We start from the raw sequence: 22,539 nt of genomic DNA on the forward strand, positions 1-22,539 counted from the left end.
ACGACGAGGTGGACGAGCCGTAGCTGCTGACGGCCATGAACTCCATCTGCGACGGGATGGGCAGCGCCCGGGCGAAGTCGGTCATGAACATGATCGCGCCCTTGAGGACACCGACCAGCAGGAGGTCTTCCTCGATATCGGCATAGCGCGCGGCGACCGACTCGGCGAGCTCCTGGGTGCGTTGCCGGATCTGTTCCTCGGTGATCAGGACCGCGTCGATATCGTCCCCATAAGGGTCATCCCCATAAGGGTCCTCACGGTGAGGATCGTGGCGGCTGGGCTGCGAATCGTCGGGCTGCACCCGATCAGCTTGTCATGACGGGCGCGACGCCGGTAGTCGGACACGGGCGGTATCCGGGCGACCCTTCGCACCGGCCGCCTTCGTCGCTACATCCGGACCTGGGACATCCGTCAGCCGTATGGATGCTTTTTATAACGGAATGGTAACTAACCGACATTGCCATCGGATCCGGCTGTAACGATGTCTCGACCCGCGAACGATGTGGATTTGTGAGGCGTACGACGCTGCAGCATGATGGTGACGCAGCAACGCCGTCGGCTTCATCATGACCGCCCACATCCTCGATGACCGCGAGACAGTAGCTTCCGGCGCAGTCCACGACAGAAGGCAGTACCACATGCAGAACCTGACCGGGCGCACACCAGTGCGCCTCTTCACCGCGGCGGTCCTGGCGATCTTCGCCTTGACCACCGCATTCATGAGCAGCGGCGGCGCCGCAGCCGCGCCGTCCGCAGATCCGGTCAAGTACCTCATCGCGCCCACCGTCGACAAGCGCGTCAACCTCTCGGTGAAGAACGGCTCCATCAAGACCGACAACGGCTGGGTGTCCATCCTCGACAACAAGGGCTCAAAGGTGTGGACCATGCCGCTGAGCTACTCGCTCGAGAACCTCCAGTTCCCGATCAAGGTCGTGAAGTCGAGCAAGACCGCCGTCTCCCTCAAGCCTGTCACCTACCTCGCTCTGGCGAAGCCCGCCGATGCGAAGTCAGTGGCTGCCGCACGCACCATGGCGTTTGACTACGCCAAGAAGCAGAACCCGGAAAGTGCGGGATACCGGACCAAGAAGGAACGCGACGACGCCGCCCTCAATCGGTTCCAGAGTGAAGTCGGTGCCGGTATGACCATCACCTCGGTCATCTTCGCAGCGATCGGTGTAGTCGTCGGCGTCGCGCTGATCGGCGTGGTCGGCTGCGCCACCATCGTCGCTTGCGTCCCGGCACTCGCGGCGGGCGTGACGCTCGGCGGCATCGCCGGTACCGTCCTCGGCGGAGGCGGTTCCGTGGTCGTCGCCGGAATGCGCTACTTCCAGACCATTACCGCCCCGTTCACGCCCCCGGCCACCAAGAAGAAAAAGAACTGACTTAGTCAGCACGCGGCTTGACCCAGAGCCACGGGATCATCGCACGTGTGCCCACCGACGAAACCGTCGTCGGTGGGCATAACGTTTTCCCGCCCAAGGCAGCGCACAACACGTCCCGGCATGTCGTCCGACCGGTTGAATTCACAGCAGGATCTTAGTCTCGGGGCCGAAGAACTACCTCACGACCAGTGTGGCGTGAAACACTACTCATCGAGATTTCGAATCAAGTATCACCAATCAGCTCGTCGGGTCTACGTAACAGGTCGGCATCGACCTGCGAATCACCTGAATAGCAGTCCGCTGAGAGAAAGCAGTCAAGTATGTCCGTTAGGCCCACGCGGAGCCTCACCCGTGTGTTCATTGCCGTGCTCACCGCGATCGTCGCCGTGACCACCGCCCTGATGTCCGGCGGCGCCGCGAGCGCCGCACCCGCCAACAACGCGGTGAAGTACAAGATCTCGCAGATCGACAGCAAGGTCCTGCTGTCGGTCACCGATGGCACGATCACCCAAGACGGCAACCTCGTCAGCATCCGCAACAAGGCCGGTAAGGCTGTATGGGCGATGCCGTTGACCTATTCGCTCGAGAACAAGCAGTTCCCCATCGAACTGGTCAAGTACAGCTCCAACCGCGTCGCGCTCGTGCCGATCAAGGATCTCTCGCGTGCCACACCGGCCGATGCCAAGCAGGTCGCCTACTCCCGCAAGGTCACCCAGGACTACGCGTCCAACGGCTACCGCAGTCGCCAGGAACGCGACGACGCCGCGCTGCGCCGCTTCAACTCCGAGGCCTCGGCAGGCATCACCATCACGTCCATCATCTTCGCCGTGATCGGCGTCATCATCGGTGTCGCACTGATCGGCACCATCGGATGTGCAACCATCGTCGCCTGTGTTCCGGCGCTCTCGGCCGGCGTGACCCTCGGCGGTATCGCCGGCACCATCATCGGTGGCGGCGGCTCGGTGATTGTCGCGGGCATCCGGTACTTCCAGACCGTTACCGCGCCGTTCAACCCGCCCCGCCCGAGGAACTGATCGTGCGAGTGCCCTGAGCGGGCACTACCCGATATCGATGTCGGCAACCGTGGTCCTCTGCCGAGGGCTGTGGTTGCCGACATCGTTGCCAAATCGCGAGCACGAACTCGCAAGGCGCACACCGTGCGACAGCGCGACCGAACGACAGCGCGACAGCAGTATCCACCACCAGGCAGCAGCCGCTACCAGAAAGCAGCACCACCTGATGCAGAACTCCACCGGACGCACCCTGGTACGTGCCACCACTGCGGTCGTCCTGGCTCTCATGGCCATGACGACCGCCCTCGTGAGCAGCGGCGGTGCCGCGGCGGCACCAGCACCTGAGCCGGTCGCCTTCAAGCTCCGCAGCACCGGCACGGGCATCACGATGCACGTCGCCAACGGCTCCATCACCAGCGCGGACGGCTGGGTCGCCATCAACGACACCACCGGCCGCAAGGTGTGGACCATGCCGCTGAGCTACTCGCTCAACAAGTTGCAGTTCCCCATCACCATCCGGCACAACGGCAAGTACGACGCGGTCCTCACCCCGTCGCGGAACAAAGCCCTCGCCATACCCGTCAGCACCAGAACCTACGAGGCATCCAGGCTGTTCGCCGAGCAGGACTACGCGAAGAAGAAAAAGGCCTGCGCAAAGCCCAAGACCGACAAAGACGGCTACCGGTCCCGCCAAGCCCGTGACACCGCCGCACGGAACGACGTCGCCAAAGAGTTCGGCACCGCCCGCATCGGCACCTTTGTCGGAATGGCGATCGGATTCATCGTCACGTTGCCGCTCGGCGGCATCGAGGGAGCAGTTGTCGGTGCGGTCATCGGCACGCTCGTGGCCGGCGGTCCGACGTTGATATCAGCCGTCAACCGCTACTTCACCACCCTGACCACCCCGTTCAGGGCCACGGTCTGCCCGAAGTAGGTCGATGGCCGGCTGCCCCGCAGATCAGCGCGGGGTGCGGTGCACGGTGAGCAGACCGCAGGTGCGGACGACGTCGAGGCGGTGATCGGGTGATCCGCCGACCGCGACGCCGCCCTGACCGTGCCAGTCGGCCACCAGCGCGTCGACGGCCACGATCACCGGGTGCGTAGGTTCGGTGGCGCCGCCTTCGAGCAGCCACCGCCGGATGATGCGGCGGCGGATCGCCGGTGGGTGAGTGGCCAGAACGAGGGCGACGAGGGGCGGAGTGGGGCTGGGTTGGGAGCCTTGAGTCGCCGGACCCCTCGTGACCCTCGCTCCTTCGTCGCTTCGGCCTCGGGGATCAAGAAGGGGGTCGGGTTCGCGGACCAGACCGGCGTAGATGTCGGCGGCGAGGGTGTCGAGGGCGTCGTTGTCGTCCCGCAGCGACAAGGCGGTGCGAGCCAGCGCGGCGGGCACTCCCCCGTGCAGGATGTCATCGAGCAGCGGCAACGCCTCATTGCGTAGCCGCACGCGGGTGAAGCGTGGGTCGGCGTTGTGGGGGTCGTCGAATGTGGGCAGGCCCAGTTCGGCGCACGCGCCGCGGGTGTCGGCGCGGCGGATGCCGAGCAGCGGGCGGCCCCACGGACTATTCCACTCACGCATCCCCGCCAGCGACCGGGCGCCCGAACCGCGGGCCAGGCCCAGGAGTACCGTTTCGGCCTGGTCGTCGAGCGTGTGGCCGAGCAGCACCGGGCGGCCGGTGCGGGCACGGTCGAGGGCGGCGTAGCGGGCGGTTCGGGCCGCGGCCTCCATTCCGCCCGGACCGTCGACCGTGACCGTGACCACCTCGGCCGTCGCACCGAGGGCAATCGCCTGATCGGTGGCCCTGCGGGCGATGTCTGCCGAGCCAGACTGTAGGCCGTGGTCGACGACTATCGCGTGGACCGTCAGGCCGGCCCGGATGGCACCGGTGAGCAGGGCCAGGGAGTCGGGGCCGCCCGAGAGTGCCACGCAGACAGCATCGGGTGAGGGGCCATCGTCGACTTGCGGGGTTTCGAGGCTCGTCGCTTGCGCTCCTCGCACCTCTACCGACGAAGGGGGACGGTCGGTCGGCGACCCGTCGAGGTATGTGCGGGCGAAGGCGGCGACGGCCGCGGTTACAGCACCCGTTCGATCCACTTTTTCGGCTCGTCGATCTCGGCGGGCAACGGCATCGTCTCCGGTGAGGTCCAGATCGCGTTGAAACGCTCCATCCCGACCGTGCCCACCACCTCGTCGACGAACGCCTTACCGCGCACGTACTGGGCCATCTTGGCATCCATGCCGATGAGGGCGCGGAAGATGCGTTGCAGCGGGCTCTGCCGGGCGGTGCGTTTGGTGTCGAACGCCTCGCGGATAGCCGCGACCGTCGGCACGTGGGCCGGGCCGACCGCATCCATCACATGGTCGGCATGGCCCTCCAGCAGTGTGCCCAGCATCATCATGCGGCTGAACGCCTCGTACTGCTCGGGCGACTGCAGCAGCTGCATCGCGCCGATGATGCCCTTTTCACGGGGCTTGTCGCTGCGCACGGCCTCGGTGATACGGGTGACGACCTCCGACACCGACTCCCCCGCATCCGCCGTGAGACGTTCGATGTTGTCGGTCATGTACTGCCGCAGCCACGGATTGGCCGAGAACTGCACTCGGTGCGTCACCTCGTGCAGGCACACCCACAGCCGGAAATCGGACGGCACCACCTGGAGGGTGCGTTCGACCGAGATGATGTTGGGGGCCACGACCATCAGGACGCCCGGCTCGCCGGTGTCCGGGTCGGGGGTGAACGGATCGTACTGGCCGAGGATCGCCGACGACAGGAAGGCCAGGAGGGTGCCCGCCTGGGCGCCGCCGACGGTGGCGGGGACCTTTTCGATCGTCGACAGGGATGAGCGCCAGAGTTTGCCGGGGATGGCGGTGAGGGAGTCGGAGGTGGGGGCGTCAGGTGTGTCGGGTCGCCGGACCCAACGCGTCCCTCGCTCCTTCGTCGCTTCGGCCTCAGGGATCAAGGGGTCCGGGTGTGACTCGGTATCTTCGGCGCCTTTGACGCCGAGCATGGATTGCATGGAACGGGCGGCGGCATCGACCCACTCGTGGCGGTCGAGGACGCGAGTGGTGGGGACGCGCAGGCCGTCCGCCAGGCCGGTCACCTCGCGGACCGGGGCCTCGGCGCGGGTCGCGGCGTCGAGAAGTTCGGCGTAGGCGGCCTCGCGCGTGTACGCGGTGATCTTGGGGCCCGGTCGAGACAACCGCTTACCGATACTCGCGGCCACCGACCAGTCGATCCGCTCCCCGATCGACTCCACATCACCGTTCTCAGTCTGCATCAGCGACATCCGCACTCTCTCAGGTCTCCGACCACCGCGTCGAGCGCCGGTCTCGCGTCCGCCGGGGAGGTCCCGCCGGAGATCAGCGCATACGACAACACGCGGCCGTCGACGGTCTGCACTATCCCCGTCAACGAACTGACGCCCGTCAGCGTTCCGGTCTTGGCGCGCGCCCAGCCGGCACCCGGATTGGTCGACGGATCGAACCGGGTGGCCAGCGTGCCTGTACCGGCCGCGATCGGCAGTCCGTCGAGCAGCGGCCGTATCGCGGTGCGGGTCTGCGCGCTCACGCCCGAATCTCCACCCGAACCCGACTCGGGAGCGCTGGCCGCCGACATCACCGTGTCCAGGATCGTCGCCGATACCCGGTTGTCGTACGAGAGTCCCGACGAATCGTCCATCGTGACGCCGGCGACGTCGAAACCGGCGTCGGCCAGTGTCGCCTTCACCGCGGCGGCCCCCGCAGACAGGGTAGCCGGACCACCACGGGCCACCGACAACTCGATGGCCAGGGTTTCGGCGAGCACGTTGTCGCTGAACCGCAGCATGTCCTCGACCCGCGTCTGCAGCGGCGCCGACCGCACCGACGCCACGACCTTCGCGTCGGCGCCCGCGGTGGTCCCGGCGTCATCGAAGTCGACGTCCAGCGCCTCGGCGAGCACCTTGCCGGCCACCTTCGCCGGTTGGGCGGTACGGGGAGAGAACTCGTCGAGCGGATCCGTCGTGCGGCCGCCGTCGACGATCAGCGACTCGATGGGGGTGATGTCACCGCCGGCGATGTCGGCGCGTTCCCAGTTGCTGTTCATCGACGATCCGCTGAACGACGACACGTCGACGGCCACCGACGAGACGGCTGTACCGGACTTCTTGATCTGCGCGGCCAGGTCGGCGATGCGGCCCGGGTCGGTGTAGAACGTGGCCGACCCCTTCGGCTGCGCGGACAGCGTCGGATCGCCCGCGCCCTTGAGGATCAGCTGCCCGCCGGGACCGGACAGCACCTGTGTCGTCAGGCGTTTGTCGTGCGGGAGCCCGATCAGCGCCGCCGCACCGGTCAGCACCTTGGCGTTGGATGCCGGGACGCGCGGTTTGTCGGGACTCTTGGACCACAGCACCTCACCGGTACGCGGATCGGAGATCTGACCGGTGAACTCGCCGAGCTCCGGGGCCTTGATCGAGGCCGCGATGGCAGTGCGCACGCCCGCCGACGACGGTGTGGGCGCGTCCGGCGAGACCGGCCTGATCTGCGGGTCGACGACGATCGCCGCGGGCCTGGGCGGGATTCCCGCGGGCAGCTCGTTGTCGCGAAACTGGCTGTAAGCGACGATCGCACCCACCGCCAGAATCGCGACCATCACCACCGACAGCAGCGTCCAGATCAGAATTCGTCGAGTCCTCCTGGGACGCGAGCCGACATTGCCGCGCACAAAACCTCCGGGTCCGACATCAGGGATACAGGTCTAACAGTATCGTTCTAGGCGGTTCGTGCGGGCGACCGAAGGCCCGCACGGTGTCTCTACCGCAGGATCTACCGCAGGAGGAAACGTGGAATTCGATGTGGTCATCGAGATCCCCAAAGGCAGCCGCAACAAGTACGAGGTCGATCACGAGACGGGCAAGGTCTTCCTCGACCGCTACCTGTACACCGCGTTCGGCTACCCCGCCGACTACGGCTACGCCGACAACACCCTCGGTGAGGACGGCGACCCGCTCGACGTGCTGGTCCTGCTCCCCGAGTCGGTGTACCCGGGTGTCGTCGTCAAGGCCCGGGTCGTGGCGATGTACACGATGTCCGACGAGGCCGGCGGCGACGACAAGCTGCTCGCCGTGCCGGCCGGTGACGTGCGCTGGGATCACATCCAGGACGTCGGCGACGTCAGTGAGTTCGAGCTGAACGCGATCTCGCACTTCTTCGAGCACTACAAGGACCTCGAGCCGGGTAAGGAAGTCAACCCCGGTGGCTGGGTCGGTCGCGAAGAGGCCGAGAAGGTGGCGGTCGAGGCCGTCGAGCGTCTCAAGAGCGAAGAGCACTGAGTCCGTTCATCGAAGGTCCGGGAGGTGGCGCCTCAGGTGCTCGTCTCACCGGACCCTTCGTGACCTTCGCGACTTCGTCGCTTCGGCCTCAGGGATCAAGAAGGCGGCTCACTTCGTGAGCCCGGCGACGGCGGGGGATCGGCATTAGGATCGGGCGTTGTGACGCCTTCCCCACCCGCCCCCCTACCCGCGCCCACGGCCTCCCGCCCGCACTTCACCTCGATGCCGGATCTGGCGCTGCGAAATCTCGGCGGGGCGGTGGTCTGGACCAACGACGATCTGTTCGCCGAGGTCCAGAACCTGCTCAACACCCCGCCCGCCGAGTACCGGCCGGCCACATTCGGGCATAAGGGTCAGGTGTACGACGGCTGGGAGACGCGACGTCGGCGTGAGCCCGGCGTCGACCAGGCGATCGTGCGGCTCGGGGCGCCCGGCGTGGTGTACGGCGTGGTCGTCGACACCTCATGGTTCAAGGGCAACTATCCGCCGTTCGTCTCCGTCGAGGCGATTGCGGTCGAGGGAATCGTGTCGGGTGAGGAACTCGCCGCCGCGGACAACTGGATGACCATCGTCGACAAGCGGCCCGTCGACGGCGACACCCGCAACCCGTTCCGCGTCGACGCCAAGGAACGCTTCACCCACGTGCGGCTCACCATGCATCCTGACGGCGGTGTGGCCCGGTTCCGGGTGCACGGCCGCGGCGTGCCCGACCCGAAGTTCTTCCGCTACGGCCACTTCGACCTGGCCGCGCTGGAGAACGGCGGACTGGTGACCGCCTGCTCCAACATGTTCTACAGCTCCCCCAACAACCTGCTGATGCCCGGCCGCGCCCGCACCATGGGCGAAGGGTGGGAGACCTCCCGACGCCGCGACGCCGGCAACGACTGGGTGCAGGTGCGGCTGGCCGGCCGCAGCCGCGTCAGCCTGGTCGAACTCGACACCAGCTATTTCCTCGGCAATTCGCCCGGATCTGCGACCGTACGCGGCCGCGACGGGGAGACCGGCGAATGGTTCGAGGTGCTGCCCCGCACTCAGCTGCTGCCCGACACCCGGCACCGGTTCGTCATCGACCTCGACCGCCCGATGACCGAAGCCCGCCTCGACATCTTCCCCGACGGCGGCATGGCCCGCTTCCGCCTCTACGGCACCCTCACCGACGACGCCGAGGCCACCCTCATCGAACAGTGGGAACGCGGCGAAGCCTGACCGGGAACGGTGGGCGGGCCATCTGCCGGCTGGTGCGAGTTCGCCCAGCGTCCGAGCCTCGACCAGCAATGGGGGCACCTCAAGCAGCGAAGGTCGATTTCGATATCACCAGAAAGCTTCTCAGGCGACGAAGGCGGGGATGACCTCTTCGCGGATGCGGGCCTCGGTGGCCGAACCGTCGAGCGGGGTGATGATCACCGCGTCGGCGACCTCGGCCGCGTAGATGTCGCGGATGAGGCCGATGAGTCCGTGCGGGGTTCCGATGTAGCGCACCGTTTCCGAGCCCGTCGAGTCCGTCGGGACAGCACCGACCGAGGCGCGTGCCGATGCCGGATGTGCGGCGATCGCCACCTCCACCTCAAGGGCCACAATGAAATTCGCCGGATCCCGCTGCCCCGATCGCAGGACGTTGCGGGCCCGCTGGGCGTCGCGCAGGGTGGGGCGGCGCACCACGATCGGCAGGTCGACGTCGGTGTCGCCCCGCAGCGCGACCACCAGTTGCGGCCGGCCGACACTAATGGTGGTGCGTCCGGCTGCTTCGGCGATATCGACACTCATCCCAGGCTCTCTTTCACTCGTGCGGTGTCGCGACGGGACACCAACTCCGACAATGCATTCAACAGACGATCGATGTCGTCGGCAGCGGTACCGAGACCGAAGCTGGCGCGCACGGCACCGTCCGGGTAGCCCAGACGGGTCAGCAACGGATGCGCACAGAACCGTCCGTCACGCACCCCGATGCCGTGGTGGTCGCTGAGGTAGCAGGCCACCGTGCGCGCGGATAGTCCGTCGACGGCGAAGCCCGCGATTCCGACACGACCGGTCGAGTCGGAGAAGATCCGCAGCGGGCGCACTCCGTCGATGGCCGCCAGCCCCGCGTCGAGACGCTCACGCAGAGTATGTTCGTGGTAGCCGATGGCCTCGAAACCGATGACGGACAAAGATTCACACGCGTCGGCGATGGATACCGCACCGAGGACGTTGGGCGATCCGGCCTCGTGCCTGGCCGGTCCGGTATGCCACTGCACCGTTCCGCCGGACGCCACCTCCGCGCTCGCGCCGCCACCGGCCAGGTACGGCGAAGCCCCGTCCAGCCAGTCACCGCGGCCCACCAGAACCCCCGCCCCGAACGGCGCGTACAGCTTGTGGCCGGAGAACACCAGATAGTCGATGCCGTGGCTGACCACCGAAATCGGTTGATGCGCGACGAGTTGCGCTGCGTCGACCAGTATCCGGGCGCCGTGACGGTGGGCGATCGAGGCGAGCCGCGAAATCGGCAGCACCTCCCCGGTCACGTTCGATGCCGCCGTGATCGCCAGCAGCGCAGCAGGATTCGATGCCAGCTCGGCATCGAGTGCGGCGAGGGTGTCCTCGACGGTGGAGCACGCAGTGACCAGCCGGGTTCCCGAAAGACACTGCCACGGAAGAAGGTTGGCGTGATGCTCGATGTCGAGAACCACCACGTCACCGCGCTTGCCGAGGCAGTGCGCGAGCAGATTGATCGAGTCGGTGGTGTTGCGGGTGAACACCACATGGTCGTCGGCGCGGGCGCGCACGAACCGACGGATGCGTTCGCGGGCCTGCTCGTAGCGGTGGGTGGTGATCTGCGACAGCGCACCTGCTCCGCGGTGCACGCTCGCGTACTGCGGCAGGGCGTCGAGCAGCCTGTCGGCGACCGATCGTAGGGCCGGTGCGCTGGCGGCGTAGTCGAAGTTGGCATACCGCACCGACGATCCATCGAGCAGCGGCACCCGTTCGTCAGCACCGACGACGTCGGCGAGAGCCGGGATGTACCCCGGGACGAACGGTGAGGCGACAGGACTGGACAGGACAGCAGTCATGACAAAAGCTCCTTGGGAGATCCACGCTTGCCGTGTCCGGTTGAACACGGCCGGGTCGTCACCCGGAGCACCCCACCGTGGTGGAGGGTTGCCGACCAGCGAGCCGGGGCTTGTCGCTGGTACTCGTGACCCACGACCAAGGGTGTCCCACCACCGCGAACCGCGTCAATCGGGTTCGGGAGTTCGGCTCACCGTGGCCGAAAACGGGTCCGGTTCGGGACCCACCTGCTACGGCTCTGGGCATGTCACCCGAAGGGTGACTGCCGAAACGCGCCCTGATCACTTAATATGCCGGGTATGTTCACCACACGGTGAACCGGTGTGGGGGCCGGCCCCGCACTCGCCTGTCCGGCGCACTGCCGTACCCGAAGGAACCCTGGTGACCACACCATCTCTGACCACAGCACGTCTGACCAAACCCGGCCGCACCGCCCGTATCGCGGCCATCGCCTTGCTGGTGCCGCTGGCCGTCGGGCTCGCCGCCTGCGGCTCCGACACAGACTCCGACACACCGTCGTCATCGAGCGTGTCGTCCTCCCCGAGCAGTTCGCCGAGCAAGTCGTCGAGCAAGGCTCCCGCGCCGTCGAGCACGACGCCTGAGGTCACCGAGCCCGTGCAAGAGCAAACTCAGGCCCCGGTCCAAGAGCAGGCACCCGTCGAACAGGCCCCGGTGGAAACCCAGGCCCCGGTCCAGCAAGCACCCGTCCAGCAGGCCCCGGTGGAAACCCAGGCCCCGGTCCAGCAAGCACCGGCCCAGCAGGCGCCACCGCAACTGCCGCAGGGTGGTGGCGGCCGGCCCGGCTACTGAGTTCCGGCGGTGACGGATACAACCGACCGCAACACCCCGGCCACCGACACCACGGCCACCGACACTACGGCCGGCAGAACACCGGCGACCAGCGCGCCTGACGCTGGCATGCCCGCCGTACGCGGCGCGCGGCTGCCGTCGCTGACCGGGATGCGCTGGTGGGCGGCGCTGGCTGTATTCGTGCTGCACACCGTGGTGTTTCTGCCGGTGTATCCGTTCTACGGAAGCGACACCTACTGGACGATCGCCAAGGCCGTCCCGATGCAGGTGGGTGCGGCGGGCGTCACGTTCTTCTTCGTACTCAGCGGTTTCATCATGCTGTGGACGCGCCGCCCCGGCGACACCCCGCGCGCCTTCATCTGGCGCCGCGTGAAGAAGATCTATCCGACGCATCTGGTGGCCGTGGCCACGCTGGTGCTGGTGCTGCCGGTTCCGCTCGGCAAACTGGTCACCTGGTTGCCCACGACGGCACTGGTGCAGACGTGGTGGCCCAACTGGACGTCGCTGGGCGGCCTGAACATCCCGGCATGGTCGTTGTGTTCGGAGATGCTCTTCTATCTCACCTTCCCGTTCCTGGTTCCACTGATCGAGAGGATCGCCGATCGGTTGCTGCCGATGGCCATCGGCGTGATGTTCGCCCTGATCGTGGCGCTGCACACGTGCTACTACCTGTTCGCCGACGGCTACAAGGGCACCGGCAACATGTTCGGCGCCCGGATGGCCGTCGCCGCCGACGGCACGCTGCCCACCACCACCCGCGAGTACGGGTACAATGCCGATCCCGCGTTCTTCGCGCACGACTTCCTCGGCTACGCCGACCACGGCTACTGGCTGAGCTACTACTTCCCACTCTCGCGCCTGCCCGAATTCTTCCTCGGGGTTCTGGTGGCGCGACTGGTGATCAGCGGGCGCTGGCGTAACACCCGGCTGTGGTGGCCGCTGGCGGCGTTGGCGGTGTCGTTCGCGGCGACGTGGTGGGTGCCGTCGAACTTCTCGATGAGCGTGCTGATCCTGCTGCCGACCGCCGCCGTCATCGCCACCGCATGTGTGCGCGACGCCACCGGCCACCGGGGACTCAACGCAACCGGCCCGATGGTATGGCTGGGCGACATCTCGTACGCCTTCTACCTGATGCAATACCCGGTGATGGTGATCGTCGTGAAATACTTGCTCGCTGGGCACGCCGTCGGGTTCACGGGCTGGCTGTGTGCGGTGGCACTGTGTTTCGTACTCTCACTCGTGGCTGCCGGTCTCGTGTACGAGTTCGTCGACAAACCCATCACCCGGCGCCCCCGAGCCAAACGACGCCGTAAGGCCGCCGCCCCCGTACCAGAAAGCGCCAGATGACCAACGCTCTCACCCGGTTCCTCGCACCGACGCTGGCCGCAGCGCTGACCGTCGTCGGTGTGTCGCTCTCGCCCGGTGCCGCGTCCGCGGGCGGTAATCCGAACCAGAACACCACCACGCCGTCCACCACCGCGCCGGTGCCCGCACCGAAGAACAAGCTGTCGAAGCCCGGCCAGATCGTGGTGCTCGGCGACTCCTTCGCCGCCAACAGCCCCGACATGGGCGCGGCCTGCACGCAGAACCCCGACGCCTGGCCCGAGCAACTCGGCAAACTCACCAAGCGCAGACTCATCGAGAAAGCATGCAGCGGGGCGTCGTTCGGATCGGCCAACTACCAGATCGGCGACGAGGCCCGGCTGGCCGACAAAGAGGGTGGTTTCACCACCGACACCGCCCTGTTCCTGATGCAGTTCGGGATGAACGACCAGTGGAACGGTGAGGACACCGCCCTGCGGATCATCATCAAATGTCTGGCCGGCGGCAGCTGCCAGGAAGACCACACCGCCGTCACCTCGATCACGCCGCAGGCCATCGTCGACCGGACCAAACAGGTCATCGACTACGTGCGGTACTACTCACCCAATGCCCGCATCGCGTTCGTCGGCTATCCCGAACTGCTGCATCCCGGAACCAAGGCCGCCTGCATCGACGTGGCCGGACGTGAGGTGACGATCCACAACTCCAAGGCGATCATCGCGCTGATCAACAAGCTCGACGCCGCCACCCGCGAGGCCGCGACCATGCTGAACGTGGATTTCGTCGATGCCCGCAAGGCCACCGCGGGACGGGGCCTGTGCACGCCCAAACCGCTGGTCCACGGGGTACTCGACTCGAAGACCGACGTATACGGTATTCCCGCCCACCCCACCGTCGAGGGTGATGCGGTGATGGCCAGGACCATCCGGGATCAGTTCGGGCTCTAGACCTGTCATAAACCCCACCGCTGGGCCCCGGCACGACAATAATTGCGATGCCGGGGGCCATCGGTGGGGTTTTTGACAGGGTTCTATGACAGCGGGCGCGTCAGCCCAGGGCTTTGTCGAGGTCCGAGAGCAGGTCGGCGGTACCTTCGAGGCCCACCGACAGGCGCACCACCGAATCGGTGAGGCCGATGGCCGCGCGACCGTCGGGTCCCATCGCCCGGTGGGTGGTGGTGGCCGGATGAGTGATCAGGGATTTGGAGTCGCCGAGGTTGTTGGAGATGTCGACGATGGACAATCCGTTGAGCACCTCGAACGCGCGCTCCTTGCCCGATACCCCAGCGCGGTCGTTGAGTTCGAAGGTGATCACCGAGCCGCCGCCCGACATCTGCCGCCGGGCCAGGTCGTACTGCGGATGTGATTGCAGAAACGGGTATTTCACCCAGCGCACCCGCTCGTCGGTCTCCAGGAACTCCGCGATGCGCAGAGCGGAGGCCACCGAGGCGTCCAGTCGCAGCTTCATCGTCTCCAGGCCCTTGAGCAGCAGCCACGCGTTGAACGCGCTCATCGCGGGGCCGGTGTGCCGCATCAGTTGCTGCACCGGGCCGTCGATGAACTCCTTGTCGCCGAGGACCGCGCCGCCGAGCACGCGGCCCTGACCGTCGATGTGTTTGGTGGCCGAATAAACGATGACATCGGCACCCAGATCCGCGCCGCGCTGCAGCAGCGGGGTGGCGAAGACGTTGTCGAGCACCACCTTCGCGCCGGCCGCATGCGCGAGTTCGGTGACGGCGGCGACGTCGACGAGGGTCTGCATCGGGTTGGACGGGGTCTCGAAGAACACCGCGGTGGTGGGCACCGACAGCGCCTGCTCCCACTGCTGCAGGTCCTCACCGTCGACGAAGACGGTCTCCACCCCCCAGCGCGGCAGGATCTCGTTGCACACCACGAAGCACGAACCGAACAGGCTGCGCGCGGCCACCAGCCGGTCGCCGGCCTTGAGCAGCGCGCCGAGCGCCACGAACACCGCGGCCATCCCGCTCGCGGTGGCGAAAGCCGCCGGCATGTCGTCGAGCAGGCGCAGCCGCTCCTGGAACATGTTGACCGTCGGATTGCCGTACCGCGAGTAGACGTAGCGTTCGTCCTCGCCGGTGAAGGCGCGTTCGGCGGCCTCGGCCGAGTCATAGACGTAACCGCTGGTCAGGTACAGCGCCTCGGACGTCTCGAAGAATCCGGACCGGTCCAGACCGCCGCGCACACCGATGGTGTCGAGCGAAACCCCTTCGGGGAGAATATGACTCACGACTGCCTCCAGGGCAGGTTCGAGGCGCGCCAGCCCTCCGAGCCTCGATGATCGTCGTCATCGAGAGCCCCTTCAAAACCGTCGAGCACGTTGTAGGCCTTGGCGACTCCGGCCGCCGTCGCCGCCTCGGCGGCACCGATCGAGCGATGCCCGGACCGGCAGATGAAGATCACCTCGTCGCTGTCGCGCACACCCGCGTCGCGAAGCTGCGCCACGAACGCCTGGTTGGGCGCACCGTCGGGAAAACCGACCCATTCGATGAACACGGTCCGCTTACCGAGGATCTCGAGGTCGGGTACGCCGACGAAGTTCCATTCCGCGCGAGTGCGACAGTCCACCAGAACGGCATCGGGGTTGGCTTCGAGCGCATCCCATGCTTCCTGGGGGGTCAGATCTCCCGCGTACGTCACTGCGTGCACACCTTCCATTTGCCGTCCTCGCGCACCACGGTGGTGCCGACGACGTTCTTCTTGTCGGCCGATTTCTCGAAATGCCAATGTACTCGGGCGGTTGCCCGGTCGCCGTCGACGGTGAGGTCGGTGATCTCCGGGATCATGATCTGGCCGTTGTCGGCCATCGACTTGCGGTTGTCGGTGACGAACGTGTCCTCGGCCGGGAAGCCCTCCGCATTCCGGACGGCCGCACAGTTCACCGCGGCGAACTTGCCGAAGTCGGCCTCGTTGCGGGCCGTGTAGTAGTCGTTGATCGCGTGCTGGACCAGCGCGTCATCGCTCATCCGGCTCTCGGCGGGACGCACCGCGTTGGAGATCAGCACCCCGATCACCACCACGAGGACCACCACGCCCGCGATGATGAACGGCAGTGCCGCCCTCCAGGACGGTGCGTCGTCCTCCGGGACCTGCGGAGACGGGGTGGGGGGTGTGGCCGTGGGGGGTTTCGCCATGGACCGGATTCTATCGGCCGCGTATCCGGTGTCCGACCGGCAGGATCGGCAGCGCGAGTGAGGTAACCCTCACAAGTATTTGGGCGTCGGCGCCCGAGCGCCTACCGTAGAAGGGATACGCACTCCCACCGACACCGAGGAAAACCTCTCACGATGAGCGAAGACACCCGTCCGTTGCGGGTTGCCATCGTCGGCGCGGGTCCCGCCGGGATCTACGCCGCCGATGCCCTGATGAAGCATGACGACCTCTCCGAACGCGGGGTCAGCATCGACCTGTACGAGCGGATGCCCGCCCCGTTCGGCCTGATCCGGTACGGTGTGGCACCCGACCACCCGCGGATCAAGGGCATCATCAACGCCCTGCACAAGGTACTCGACAAGCCGCAGGTGCGCCTGCTGGGCAATGTCGACTACGGCACCGACATCAACCGCGACGATCTGGCGCGTCACTACGACGCCGCGATCTTCTCCACGGGCGCCGTCGACGACCGCGACCTGGAGATCCCCGGCATCGAGCTCGACGGCAGCTACGGCGCCGGCGAGTTCGTGGCCTGGTACGACGGGCACCCCGACTTCTCTCGCACCTGGCCGCTGGAGGCCGAGAAGGTCGCCGTGATCGGTGTCGGCAACGTGGCCCTCGACGTGGCGCGCGTGCTGGCCAAGACCGGCGACGAACTGCTGCCGACGGAGATCCCTGCCAACGTGTACGAGGGTCTCAAGGCCAACAAGGCGATCGAGGTGCATGTGTTCGGCCGCCGCGGCCCCGCGCAGGCCAAGTTCACCCCGCTCGAGCTCAAAGAACTCGACCACTCCCCCAACATCGAGGTCGTGGTCAGCCCCGAGGACATCGAGTACGACGAGGGTTCGGCCGTCGCACGGCGCAGCTCGAAGATCACCGACCAGGTCGCCACGATCATCGAGAACTACGCCATCCGCGAACCCAAGCAGGGTGCCATCCACAAGCTGTTCCTGCACTTCTTCGAGAATCCGGTGGAGGTGCTCGGCGAGGACAGCAAGGTCGTCGGTCTGCGCACCGAACGCACCGAGCTCGACGGCACCGGCAACGTCAAGCCCACCGGGCGGACCACCGACTGGGAGGTCGGCGCGATCTACCGGGCCGTGGGCTACCTGTCCGACAGCCTGCCGGAGATCCCGTTCGACTCGCAGGCGGGCGTGATCCCCAACGAGGCGGGCCGCGTGTTCGACGAGGGTGCCCACCTGACCGGGCTCTACACCACCGGCTGGATCAAGCGCGGCCCCGTCGGCCTCATCGGCCACACCAAGGGCGATGCCAACGAGACCGTACAGTGCATCGTCGACGACACCGCCGCAGGCAGCCTGAACACGCCGGCCGATCCGTCGGAGGAGTCGGTGATCGCGCTGCTGGAGAGCCGCAAGATCCCGTTCACCACGTGGGCCGGCTGGTACCGCCTCGATGAGCACGAGCGCGCGCTCGGTGCCGCCGAGGGCCGCGAACGCATCAAGGTCGTCGAGCGTGAGGAGATGCTCGCCGCGTCGGAGCCGGACAAGGTCTGACGGCAACAAGCCATGGCCACAGAATTGAGGGCGACCGGATCACCGGTCGCCCTCAATTCTCTCCCTCTACGCCGTTCGGGACGGCCGACGAACTGAAACCGCTACCAACCCCGAGCCGCTATGAACCGAAGCCAGCCGAACCGAAGTCCGAGGAACCGAGCGACGACGAACCCGTGGACGGGCGCAGCGGTGACTGCACAGCAGCGCCGCCCTTCTCGATCTGCTGTTCGATGTTGCCCGCGCGCACACCCCACGGGGTCGACGGTGCGTTCCTGGCCATCGTCACCTCGTTACGCCAGGCTCCGACATTGTTGTCGATGTTCTCGATGACCGGGCTGATGGTGTAGCCGGAGATGGAACTGGGTACGCAACCGGCCCAGCGGGTCTCGATCGGGTACTGCCAGCGCTTGGCGGCCTTGTTATAGATCATCACGGTCTTGCCCGGCTTGACCTCGTTGATGTGGACGGTGCGGCCGTTGAACTCCGACAGCGTGACGTTGCGGATGGTGGTGCCGCCGACGTTCTTCACCGTCATCGAGCGCTTCATGTACCAGAGCTGGTTCCACGGCTGACCCCACTGACCGAAGACGCACTTCACCGAGCCCCTGATCTGGAGATCGCCCGGCCAGGCGGCCTGCGCGGGTGCGGTGCCCGCGATCGTGCCCGCGGCCAGGCCTGCGACGGCGAGACCGGCCGCAGCGGCCTTCTTCAGCGCTTTCATCCGTGTGTTCCTCCATTCGCGGTGCCCGGCACCGTGCCGGTCCGCTTCGTCAAGACAGGTCTGCGCGACCCCCGTGCACACAATGTCGCCGACCAGGCTGCAATCGTTACTTCCGTCACGAGAATTAGGGAAAGAAGACCCTGGTCACAATCTTCGGATTGCGAACGAATAGTGCCGACGACACGCTTTTCGGATGCGTCAGAGCGCGATAACACCGCCGAGCCAGACACCGGCGGCGAGAAGGGCGGCGAACAGTTCGATGCCCATGGTGATGAGCGCGGCCTTCGCCGCGGCTATCGCCCCGGCCCAGGCGATCGACGCATCCCGGGTGCGCACGAACTCCGCGACGTACGCACCGACCATGAACCCGATGAACAGGCCGATCACCGGGACCACGAAGAAACCGACGATCCCGACGATGCCGCCGACGAGAATGGTGATGTTCGGCACACCGCTCGATTTGAGATGTTTACCGGCGACCAGGTACTTGACCACGTCGCCGATCACGATGAGGGCGGCGGCGATACCGAACACCAGCCACGCCCCGCCGCCGACGATCGCGGCCCACACGAGAATGGACGATCCGACGATCAACCCGCCGGGCAGCACGGGAATGACGATCCCGAGCAGTCCTACGCTGATCACCAGGCCGACGATCAGCTCGCCCCAGATCGGCACCCCGCGTCAGTCGGCGACCGGTGCACGCACCTGCGTGCGTTCGTCGGCGCCGTCGAGCTCCGACGCCGGCAGCTTGTCGGTGGACCCGGACCGGGCGGGCGCGGGCCTGCCCGATTCGGGCGCCGCGGGCGTACCGGGTTTACGGGACACGCCGGGAGGCTGGGCACCCGGCGGCGGGCCGGGCCTGCGCAGCGGTCCACCACCGGCCGCCGGGCCCCGGCTGCCCGGTGCGGGTGGACGGGGGGCCAGGCCCGGACGTGCCGGTCCTTGACGGGGACCGCCCTGCACCGGAGCTGCTTGGGGCGGGCGTCCACCGGGACCTGGCTGGACCGGACCCCCGGCCGTGGCCGGTGGGCGGGGACCACCCGGCCGGGGCCCGGGTGCGGGCGGACGGGGCCCGGGCGGCATCACGCCGCGAGGAGCGGGCGCCGTGGGCCGGGCGGCGGGCGGCGGCACGGCACGGCGTGGTGCCGGTTCGGGCGAGGGCGCGAACGGTGTCGGCGTGGTGATCTTCTCGGCGCGGCGGCCCGCGACCGGGGTGACCATGGCCGCCGCCGACTTGGCGCGCCGGCGGGCGGTCTGTACGTCGTCCGCGGTGGCGGTGACCACACCCATCCGACGACGGACCTGGCTCTCGGGCTTGCCGAACAGCCGGACATCGGTCTCCGGCACCGCCAGCGCACGAGCCACGTTCTCGAACCCGATCGCGGTGCCCTCGATCCCGCCGTAGATCACCGCCGACGCGCCGGGCGAGGCGAGGGTGACGTCGACCGGCAGACCGAGGATGGCCCGTGCGTGCATCTCGAACTCCGAGAGCCGCTGCGTGGCCATCGTCACCAGACCGGTGTCGTGCGGACGGGGGCTGACCTCGGAGAAGTAGACGTCGTCGCCCTTGACAAACAGCTCGACTCCGAACACGCCGCGCCCGCCGAGGTTCCCGTCGCCGAATGCCGACGCGACGCGCGCCGCGATCGAGGTGGCGGCGCCGAGCGCGAACTCGGGCATCTCATGCGGCTGCCAGCTCTCGACGTAGTCGCCGTCGACCTGACGATGCCCGATCGGGGCGCAGAAGTGGGTGGTCAGCTCACCGGTCGCGGGATCGAGGGCCCGAACGGTGAGCAGGGTGATCTCGTAGTCGAAGTCGATGAAGCCTTCGACGATCACCCGCTGCCCCGATACCCGGGCGCCCGTGTTGGCGATCTCCCACGCCTTGGCCAGATCGCCCGGGCCGCGCAGCACGCTCTGCCCCTTGCCCGACGACGACATCACCGGCTTGACCACACACGGATAGCCGACCTGCTCGGCGGCCACCGTCAGCTCTTCGAGGGTGTCGGCGAACAGGTACGGCGACGTGGGCAGACCCAGCCCTTCGTCGGCCAGGCGGCGGATGCCCTCGCGGTCCATGGTGGCCACGGCGGCCTTCGCCGACGGGATGACCTCGGCGACACCGTCGGCCTCCACCTCGGCGAGCGCGCTCGTGGCGATGGCCTCGATCTCGGGCACCACATAGTCGGGCTGGTATTTGTCGATGACGGCCCGCAGCGCGGCCGGGTCGGTCATATTCACGACCTCGGCGTGATGGGCCACCTGATGGCCGGGCGCGTCGGCGTAGCGGTCGACGGCGATGACCTCGACACCGAGCCGCTGGAACGCGATGATGACCTCTTTGCCCAGCTCACCGGCGCCCAGCAGCATCACGCGCGTGGCCGACGGCGACAGCGGGGTACCGAGCAGTGACGGCGGTCCGGCCTGTGGTTGGCGCCGCACCGGATCCGCGCCGTAGGCGACCGTCTTCTCGGCGGCAGCGGCCCCGGCAACGGCGGTCCCGGCATCGCGGCCGACCGGCACGGAACCGAGCCGCGCCACCTCGGTCGCACCCTCGGCGGGCGGCCGATCATGGCTGTAGCCGTTCCGGCCACGCTCCTCGTCGTTCGGTGTCATGGTCTTGATCGTACCGGTGCCGAGCCCGCTGATCGCCCTTCGATTCGCCGCTCACCCCTTCGGTCTGCATCCGGCCGGGGCGCGGGCCCCGGGATACCGCCGAAAACGACTGTCGGTTCGAGCCTGCCCCGCAGCGTGACCGCGTCGAGCTCTTCCCACAGACGTACCTCGGCCGCCCCCGACTCGGTGGACAGCGCGGCCTCGATGGTGCGCTGGGATGCCAGCGGCCGGCGCGGATCGCGTTTGGCCAGCTCCGACAGGCGCGCGCTCTCGTTGACAGGGTCGCCGATCACCGTGTACTCGAAGCGTTCGATGGCGCCGACGTTGCCGGCGACCACCGGCCCGTACCCGACGCCGATGCCCGCCGAAATCTCCGGCACCGCCTCCGGCAGCCGGTCGGCGATACCACGGGCCGCCGCGAGCGCAGAACCGGCCGGATTACTCAGCGCGATCGGGGCACCGAAGATCGCCAGCACGGCGTCGCCCTCGAACTTGTTGACCAGACCGTCATGCTCGATGATCTCGTCGACGATCACCGCGAAGAAGTCGTTGAGCAGCCCGACGACCTCGGTGGGGCTGCGGTTGGCGGCCAGCGTCGTCGACCCGATGACGTCGATGAACAGGGAGGCGACGGTGCGTTCGGCGCCACCGAGTTCCGGGTCGCCGGCGAGGGCGGCCTCGGCCACCTCGTGGCCGACGTGCCTGCCGAACAGGTCGCGCATCCGTTCGCGTTCGCGCAGGCCCGTCACCATGTCGTTGAACCCCGCCTGCAGGTCGCCGACCTCGGTGCCGTCGTACACCACCACGTCGGCGTCGAGGTTGCCCTTGCTGACCCGGTTGAACGCCTTCTGCATCGTGCGGATGGGACCGACGATGCTCATGCTGCCCAGGATCGTCAGGATGGGACCGGTGGTCAGGCCGACCACCGCCAGGACGACGACGCCGACGAACAGCTCGATCTTGGTGGTCTCGTCGCGGAACACCCCGAACAGCCCCACCAGCAGGATCCCCACCAGCGGAATCGCCGACCCGGTGATCCAGGCCAGCACCCACCTCGCCCGCAGACCGGACCGCTTGCGACGGCCATACCCATAAGTGATGAGGTCGGCGGCGACCGGGCGCAGCGTCAGCTCGATGAGGATGTAGCCGATGCTGACCACGACGAGTGCGGCCAGGCCGAAGACGAAGATGATCTTGGGGATCAGCGCCGGTTCGAGCACGCCGTAGGCGATGGTGAAGATCACCAGGCCCACGAACCACAGCATCGCCTGGAACGTCGTCAGCGTCCACGGCAGACGTTGGGTACGCATCGCCTCGGCCCGCGTGGGCTCGCGCTCGTGGATGTTCCACTGCAGACGGCCGACCGCGAGGACGGTGCAACCGGCGATGCCGACGACGAACGCCGTCGACACATAAATCGGTAGTGCGATGAAGTTGACCCACCAGAGTTTTTCCACCAGCACCGGCGGGTCGGGGATCCCGACCAGCACCAGGGCCAGCGCAATGGATACGCCGATGGCGTTGGCGACGATCAGGCAGAACGTCAGCAGTGTCTGGATGCGGACCCGCTGACGCAGTGCCGTCTCACCTGCCGATCCGAGCAGGATCGAGCCGTAGTCGTCTCCCCGCATG

General features: G+C 67.3%; 20 protein-coding genes, 2 pseudogenes and 1 riboswitch. Of the genes and pseudogenes, 9 read left to right on the plus strand and 13 right to left on the minus strand.

Features of this window, described 5'->3' with window-relative positions; all coding sequences use genetic code 11:
* Positions 1-220: pseudogene (locus Q0627_RS06640) on the minus strand (hypoxanthine phosphoribosyltransferase); the annotation flags it as partial.
* A gap of 346 nt (positions 221-566) precedes the next feature.
* Between Q0627_RS06640 and Q0627_RS06645 the strand changes: the two are divergent.
* The 3 genes from Q0627_RS06645 to Q0627_RS06655 all read left to right on the plus strand — a co-directional run bounded on the left by Q0627_RS06645 (position 567) and on the right by Q0627_RS06655 (position 3,329).
* Positions 567-1,382: a hypothetical protein gene (locus Q0627_RS06645; RefSeq protein ID WP_291015703.1), complete on the plus strand. Its 816-nt coding sequence runs from the start codon at positions 567-569 to the stop codon at positions 1,380-1,382.
* 353 nt (positions 1,383-1,735) lie between these two features.
* Positions 1,736-2,416, plus strand: coding sequence for a glycine zipper family protein (locus tag Q0627_RS06650; protein ID WP_298808587.1), 681 nt, complete (start codon positions 1,736-1,738; stop codon positions 2,414-2,416).
* Between the two features lie 205 nt (positions 2,417-2,621).
* On the plus strand, positions 2,622-3,329 hold the full coding sequence (locus Q0627_RS06655) for a DUF456 domain-containing protein (protein ID WP_291015700.1): 708 nt from the start codon (positions 2,622-2,624) through the stop codon (positions 3,327-3,329).
* 24 nt (positions 3,330-3,353) lie between these two features.
* Here the strand turns inward: Q0627_RS06655 and tilS are convergent, their stop codons facing one another.
* The 3 genes from tilS to dacB form a co-directional block, all read right to left on the minus strand.
* Positions 3,354-4,319, minus strand: coding sequence for a tRNA lysidine(34) synthetase TilS (gene tilS / locus Q0627_RS06660; RefSeq protein WP_291015699.1), 966 nt, complete (start codon positions 4,317-4,319; stop codon positions 3,354-3,356).
* A gap of 146 nt (positions 4,320-4,465) precedes the next feature.
* Complete coding sequence (locus Q0627_RS06665) at positions 4,466-5,671, minus strand: zinc-dependent metalloprotease (RefSeq protein WP_291015698.1); 1,206 nt, start codon at positions 5,669-5,671, stop codon at positions 4,466-4,468.
* The gene (gene dacB / locus Q0627_RS06670) at positions 5,671-7,023 is read right to left on the minus strand and encodes a D-alanyl-D-alanine carboxypeptidase/D-alanyl-D-alanine-endopeptidase (RefSeq protein ID WP_291015714.1); all 1,353 of its coding nucleotides are present in this window, start codon (positions 7,021-7,023) and stop codon (positions 5,671-5,673) included. The genes Q0627_RS06665 and dacB overlap by 1 nt, the downstream gene beginning before the upstream one ends.
* A 190-nt stretch (positions 7,024-7,213) precedes the next feature.
* On the opposite strand from dacB, the gene Q0627_RS06675 reads away from it, so the two are divergent.
* Together Q0627_RS06675 and alc are read left to right on the plus strand one after the other, a co-directional pair.
* Positions 7,214-7,702, plus strand: coding sequence for an inorganic diphosphatase (locus Q0627_RS06675; protein WP_291015697.1), 489 nt, complete (start codon positions 7,214-7,216; stop codon positions 7,700-7,702).
* Positions 7,703-7,924: 222 nt separating this feature from the next.
* Positions 7,925-8,908 (plus strand): allantoicase, encoded by a 984-nt coding sequence (alc, locus tag Q0627_RS06680; RefSeq protein ID WP_291015712.1) that lies wholly within the window; start codon positions 7,925-7,927, stop codon positions 8,906-8,908.
* Between the two features lie 120 nt (positions 8,909-9,028).
* Here alc and Q0627_RS06685 read toward each other — a convergent pair whose 3' ends face one another.
* Positions 9,029-9,466, minus strand: a complete 438-nt coding sequence (locus tag Q0627_RS06685; protein ID WP_291015695.1) for a hypothetical protein — start codon at positions 9,464-9,466, stop codon at positions 9,029-9,031.
* Positions 9,463-10,749 (minus strand): aminotransferase class V-fold PLP-dependent enzyme, encoded by a 1,287-nt coding sequence (locus Q0627_RS06690; protein WP_291015693.1) that lies wholly within the window; start codon positions 10,747-10,749, stop codon positions 9,463-9,465. The genes Q0627_RS06685 and Q0627_RS06690 overlap by 4 nt, the downstream gene beginning before the upstream one ends.
* 18 nt (positions 10,750-10,767) lie before the next feature.
* A riboswitch (SAM riboswitch) is annotated at positions 10,768-10,880 on the minus strand.
* A 479-nt stretch (positions 10,881-11,359) separates the two neighbouring features.
* On the opposite strand from Q0627_RS06690, the pseudogene Q0627_RS06695 reads away from it, so the two are divergent.
* The 3 genes and pseudogenes from Q0627_RS06695 to Q0627_RS06705 all read left to right on the plus strand — a co-directional run.
* A pseudogene (locus tag Q0627_RS06695) lies at positions 11,360-11,557 on the plus strand (hypothetical protein); the annotation flags it as partial.
* Between the two features lie 9 nt (positions 11,558-11,566).
* The gene (locus tag Q0627_RS06700; protein WP_291015691.1) at positions 11,567-12,904 is read left to right on the plus strand and encodes an acyltransferase; all 1,338 of its coding nucleotides are present in this window, start codon (positions 11,567-11,569) and stop codon (positions 12,902-12,904) included.
* Positions 12,901-13,827, plus strand: a complete 927-nt coding sequence (locus tag Q0627_RS06705) for an SGNH/GDSL hydrolase family protein (protein ID WP_291015689.1) — start codon at positions 12,901-12,903, stop codon at positions 13,825-13,827. The genes Q0627_RS06700 and Q0627_RS06705 overlap by 4 nt, the downstream gene beginning before the upstream one ends.
* Positions 13,828-13,927: 100 nt before the next feature.
* On the opposite strand, the gene Q0627_RS06710 is transcribed toward Q0627_RS06705, so the two are convergent.
* From Q0627_RS06710 to Q0627_RS06720, 3 genes are read right to left on the minus strand one after another with little or no spacing between them, the layout of a single operon-like run.
* On the minus strand, positions 13,928-15,127 hold the full coding sequence (locus Q0627_RS06710; protein WP_291015688.1) for an O-succinylhomoserine sulfhydrylase: 1,200 nt from the start codon (positions 15,125-15,127) through the stop codon (positions 13,928-13,930).
* Entirely contained in the window at positions 15,124-15,555 is a 432-nt protein-coding gene (locus tag Q0627_RS06715) for a rhodanese-like domain-containing protein (RefSeq protein ID WP_291015686.1), read from the minus strand. Before Q0627_RS06715 ends, Q0627_RS06710 begins: the two co-directional genes overlap by 4 nt.
* The gene (locus tag Q0627_RS06720) at positions 15,534-16,031 is read right to left on the minus strand and encodes a hypothetical protein (protein WP_291015685.1); all 498 of its coding nucleotides are present in this window, start codon (positions 16,029-16,031) and stop codon (positions 15,534-15,536) included. The genes Q0627_RS06715 and Q0627_RS06720 overlap by 22 nt, the downstream gene beginning before the upstream one ends.
* 153 nt (positions 16,032-16,184) lie before the next feature.
* Between Q0627_RS06720 and Q0627_RS06725 the strand changes: the two genes are divergently transcribed.
* Complete coding sequence (locus tag Q0627_RS06725) at positions 16,185-17,567, plus strand: FAD-dependent oxidoreductase (RefSeq protein ID WP_291015684.1); 1,383 nt, start codon at positions 16,185-16,187, stop codon at positions 17,565-17,567.
* Positions 17,568-17,685: 118 nt separating this feature from the next.
* Here the strand turns inward: Q0627_RS06725 and Q0627_RS06730 are convergent, their stop codons facing one another.
* The 4 genes from Q0627_RS06730 to Q0627_RS06745 all read right to left on the minus strand — a co-directional run bounded on the left by Q0627_RS06730 (position 17,686) and on the right by Q0627_RS06745 (position 22,538).
* Complete coding sequence (locus tag Q0627_RS06730) at positions 17,686-18,288, minus strand: hypothetical protein (protein WP_291015683.1); 603 nt, start codon at positions 18,286-18,288, stop codon at positions 17,686-17,688.
* 198 nt (positions 18,289-18,486) lie between these two features.
* Entirely contained in the window at positions 18,487-18,966 is a 480-nt protein-coding gene (locus Q0627_RS06735) for a DUF456 domain-containing protein (RefSeq protein WP_291015681.1), read from the minus strand.
* Positions 18,967-18,972: 6 nt separating this feature from the next.
* Entirely contained in the window at positions 18,973-20,907 is a 1,935-nt protein-coding gene (gene purT, locus Q0627_RS06740; protein ID WP_298808594.1) for a formate-dependent phosphoribosylglycinamide formyltransferase, read from the minus strand.
* The gene (locus Q0627_RS06745; RefSeq protein ID WP_291017948.1) at positions 20,904-22,538 is read right to left on the minus strand and encodes an adenylate/guanylate cyclase domain-containing protein; all 1,635 of its coding nucleotides are present in this window, start codon (positions 22,536-22,538) and stop codon (positions 20,904-20,906) included. The genes purT and Q0627_RS06745 overlap by 4 nt, the downstream gene beginning before the upstream one ends.
* Position 22,539 lies beyond the last annotated feature (1 nt).

The organism is uncultured Gordonia sp., assembly GCF_937858515.1.
Classification (GTDB): Bacteria; Actinomycetota; Actinomycetes; order Mycobacteriales; family Mycobacteriaceae; genus Gordonia.

Bases quoted from the DNA above. Each gene is read 5' to 3' on its own strand.
- Q0627_RS06705 (WP_291015689.1), top strand. From the start codon at position 12,901: ATGACCAACGCTCTCACCCGGTTCCTCGCACCGACGCTGGCCGCAGCG.
- Q0627_RS06720 (WP_291015685.1), bottom strand. From the start codon at position 16,031: ATGGCGAAACCCCCCACGGCCACACCCCCCACCCCGTCTCCGCAGGTC.
- purT (WP_298808594.1), bottom strand. From the start codon at position 20,907: ATGACACCGAACGACGAGGAGCGTGGCCGGAACGGCTACAGCCATGAT.
- Q0627_RS06645 (WP_291015703.1), top strand. From the start codon at position 567: ATGACCGCCCACATCCTCGATGACCGCGAGACAGTAGCTTCCGGCGCA.
- Q0627_RS06745 (WP_291017948.1), bottom strand. From the start codon at position 22,538: ATGCGGGGAGACGACTACGGCTCGATCCTGCTCGGATCGGCAGGTGAG.
- Q0627_RS06655 (WP_291015700.1), top strand. From the start codon at position 2,622: ATGCAGAACTCCACCGGACGCACCCTGGTACGTGCCACCACTGCGGTC.
- alc (WP_291015712.1), top strand. From the start codon at position 7,925: ATGCCGGATCTGGCGCTGCGAAATCTCGGCGGGGCGGTGGTCTGGACC.
- Q0627_RS06665 (WP_291015698.1), bottom strand. From the start codon at position 5,671: ATGCAGACTGAGAACGGTGATGTGGAGTCGATCGGGGAGCGGATCGAC.
- Q0627_RS06725 (WP_291015684.1), top strand. From the start codon at position 16,185: ATGAGCGAAGACACCCGTCCGTTGCGGGTTGCCATCGTCGGCGCGGGT.
- Q0627_RS06690 (WP_291015693.1), bottom strand. From the start codon at position 10,749: ATGACTGCTGTCCTGTCCAGTCCTGTCGCCTCACCGTTCGTCCCGGGG.
- dacB (WP_291015714.1), bottom strand. From the start codon at position 7,023: ATGGTCGCGATTCTGGCGGTGGGTGCGATCGTCGCTTACAGCCAGTTT.
- Q0627_RS06715 (WP_291015686.1), bottom strand. From the start codon at position 15,555: ATGGAAGGTGTGCACGCAGTGACGTACGCGGGAGATCTGACCCCCCAG.
- Q0627_RS06685 (WP_291015695.1), bottom strand. From the start codon at position 9,466: ATGAGTGTCGATATCGCCGAAGCAGCCGGACGCACCACCATTAGTGTC.
- Q0627_RS06730 (WP_291015683.1), bottom strand. From the start codon at position 18,288: ATGAAAGCGCTGAAGAAGGCCGCTGCGGCCGGTCTCGCCGTCGCAGGC.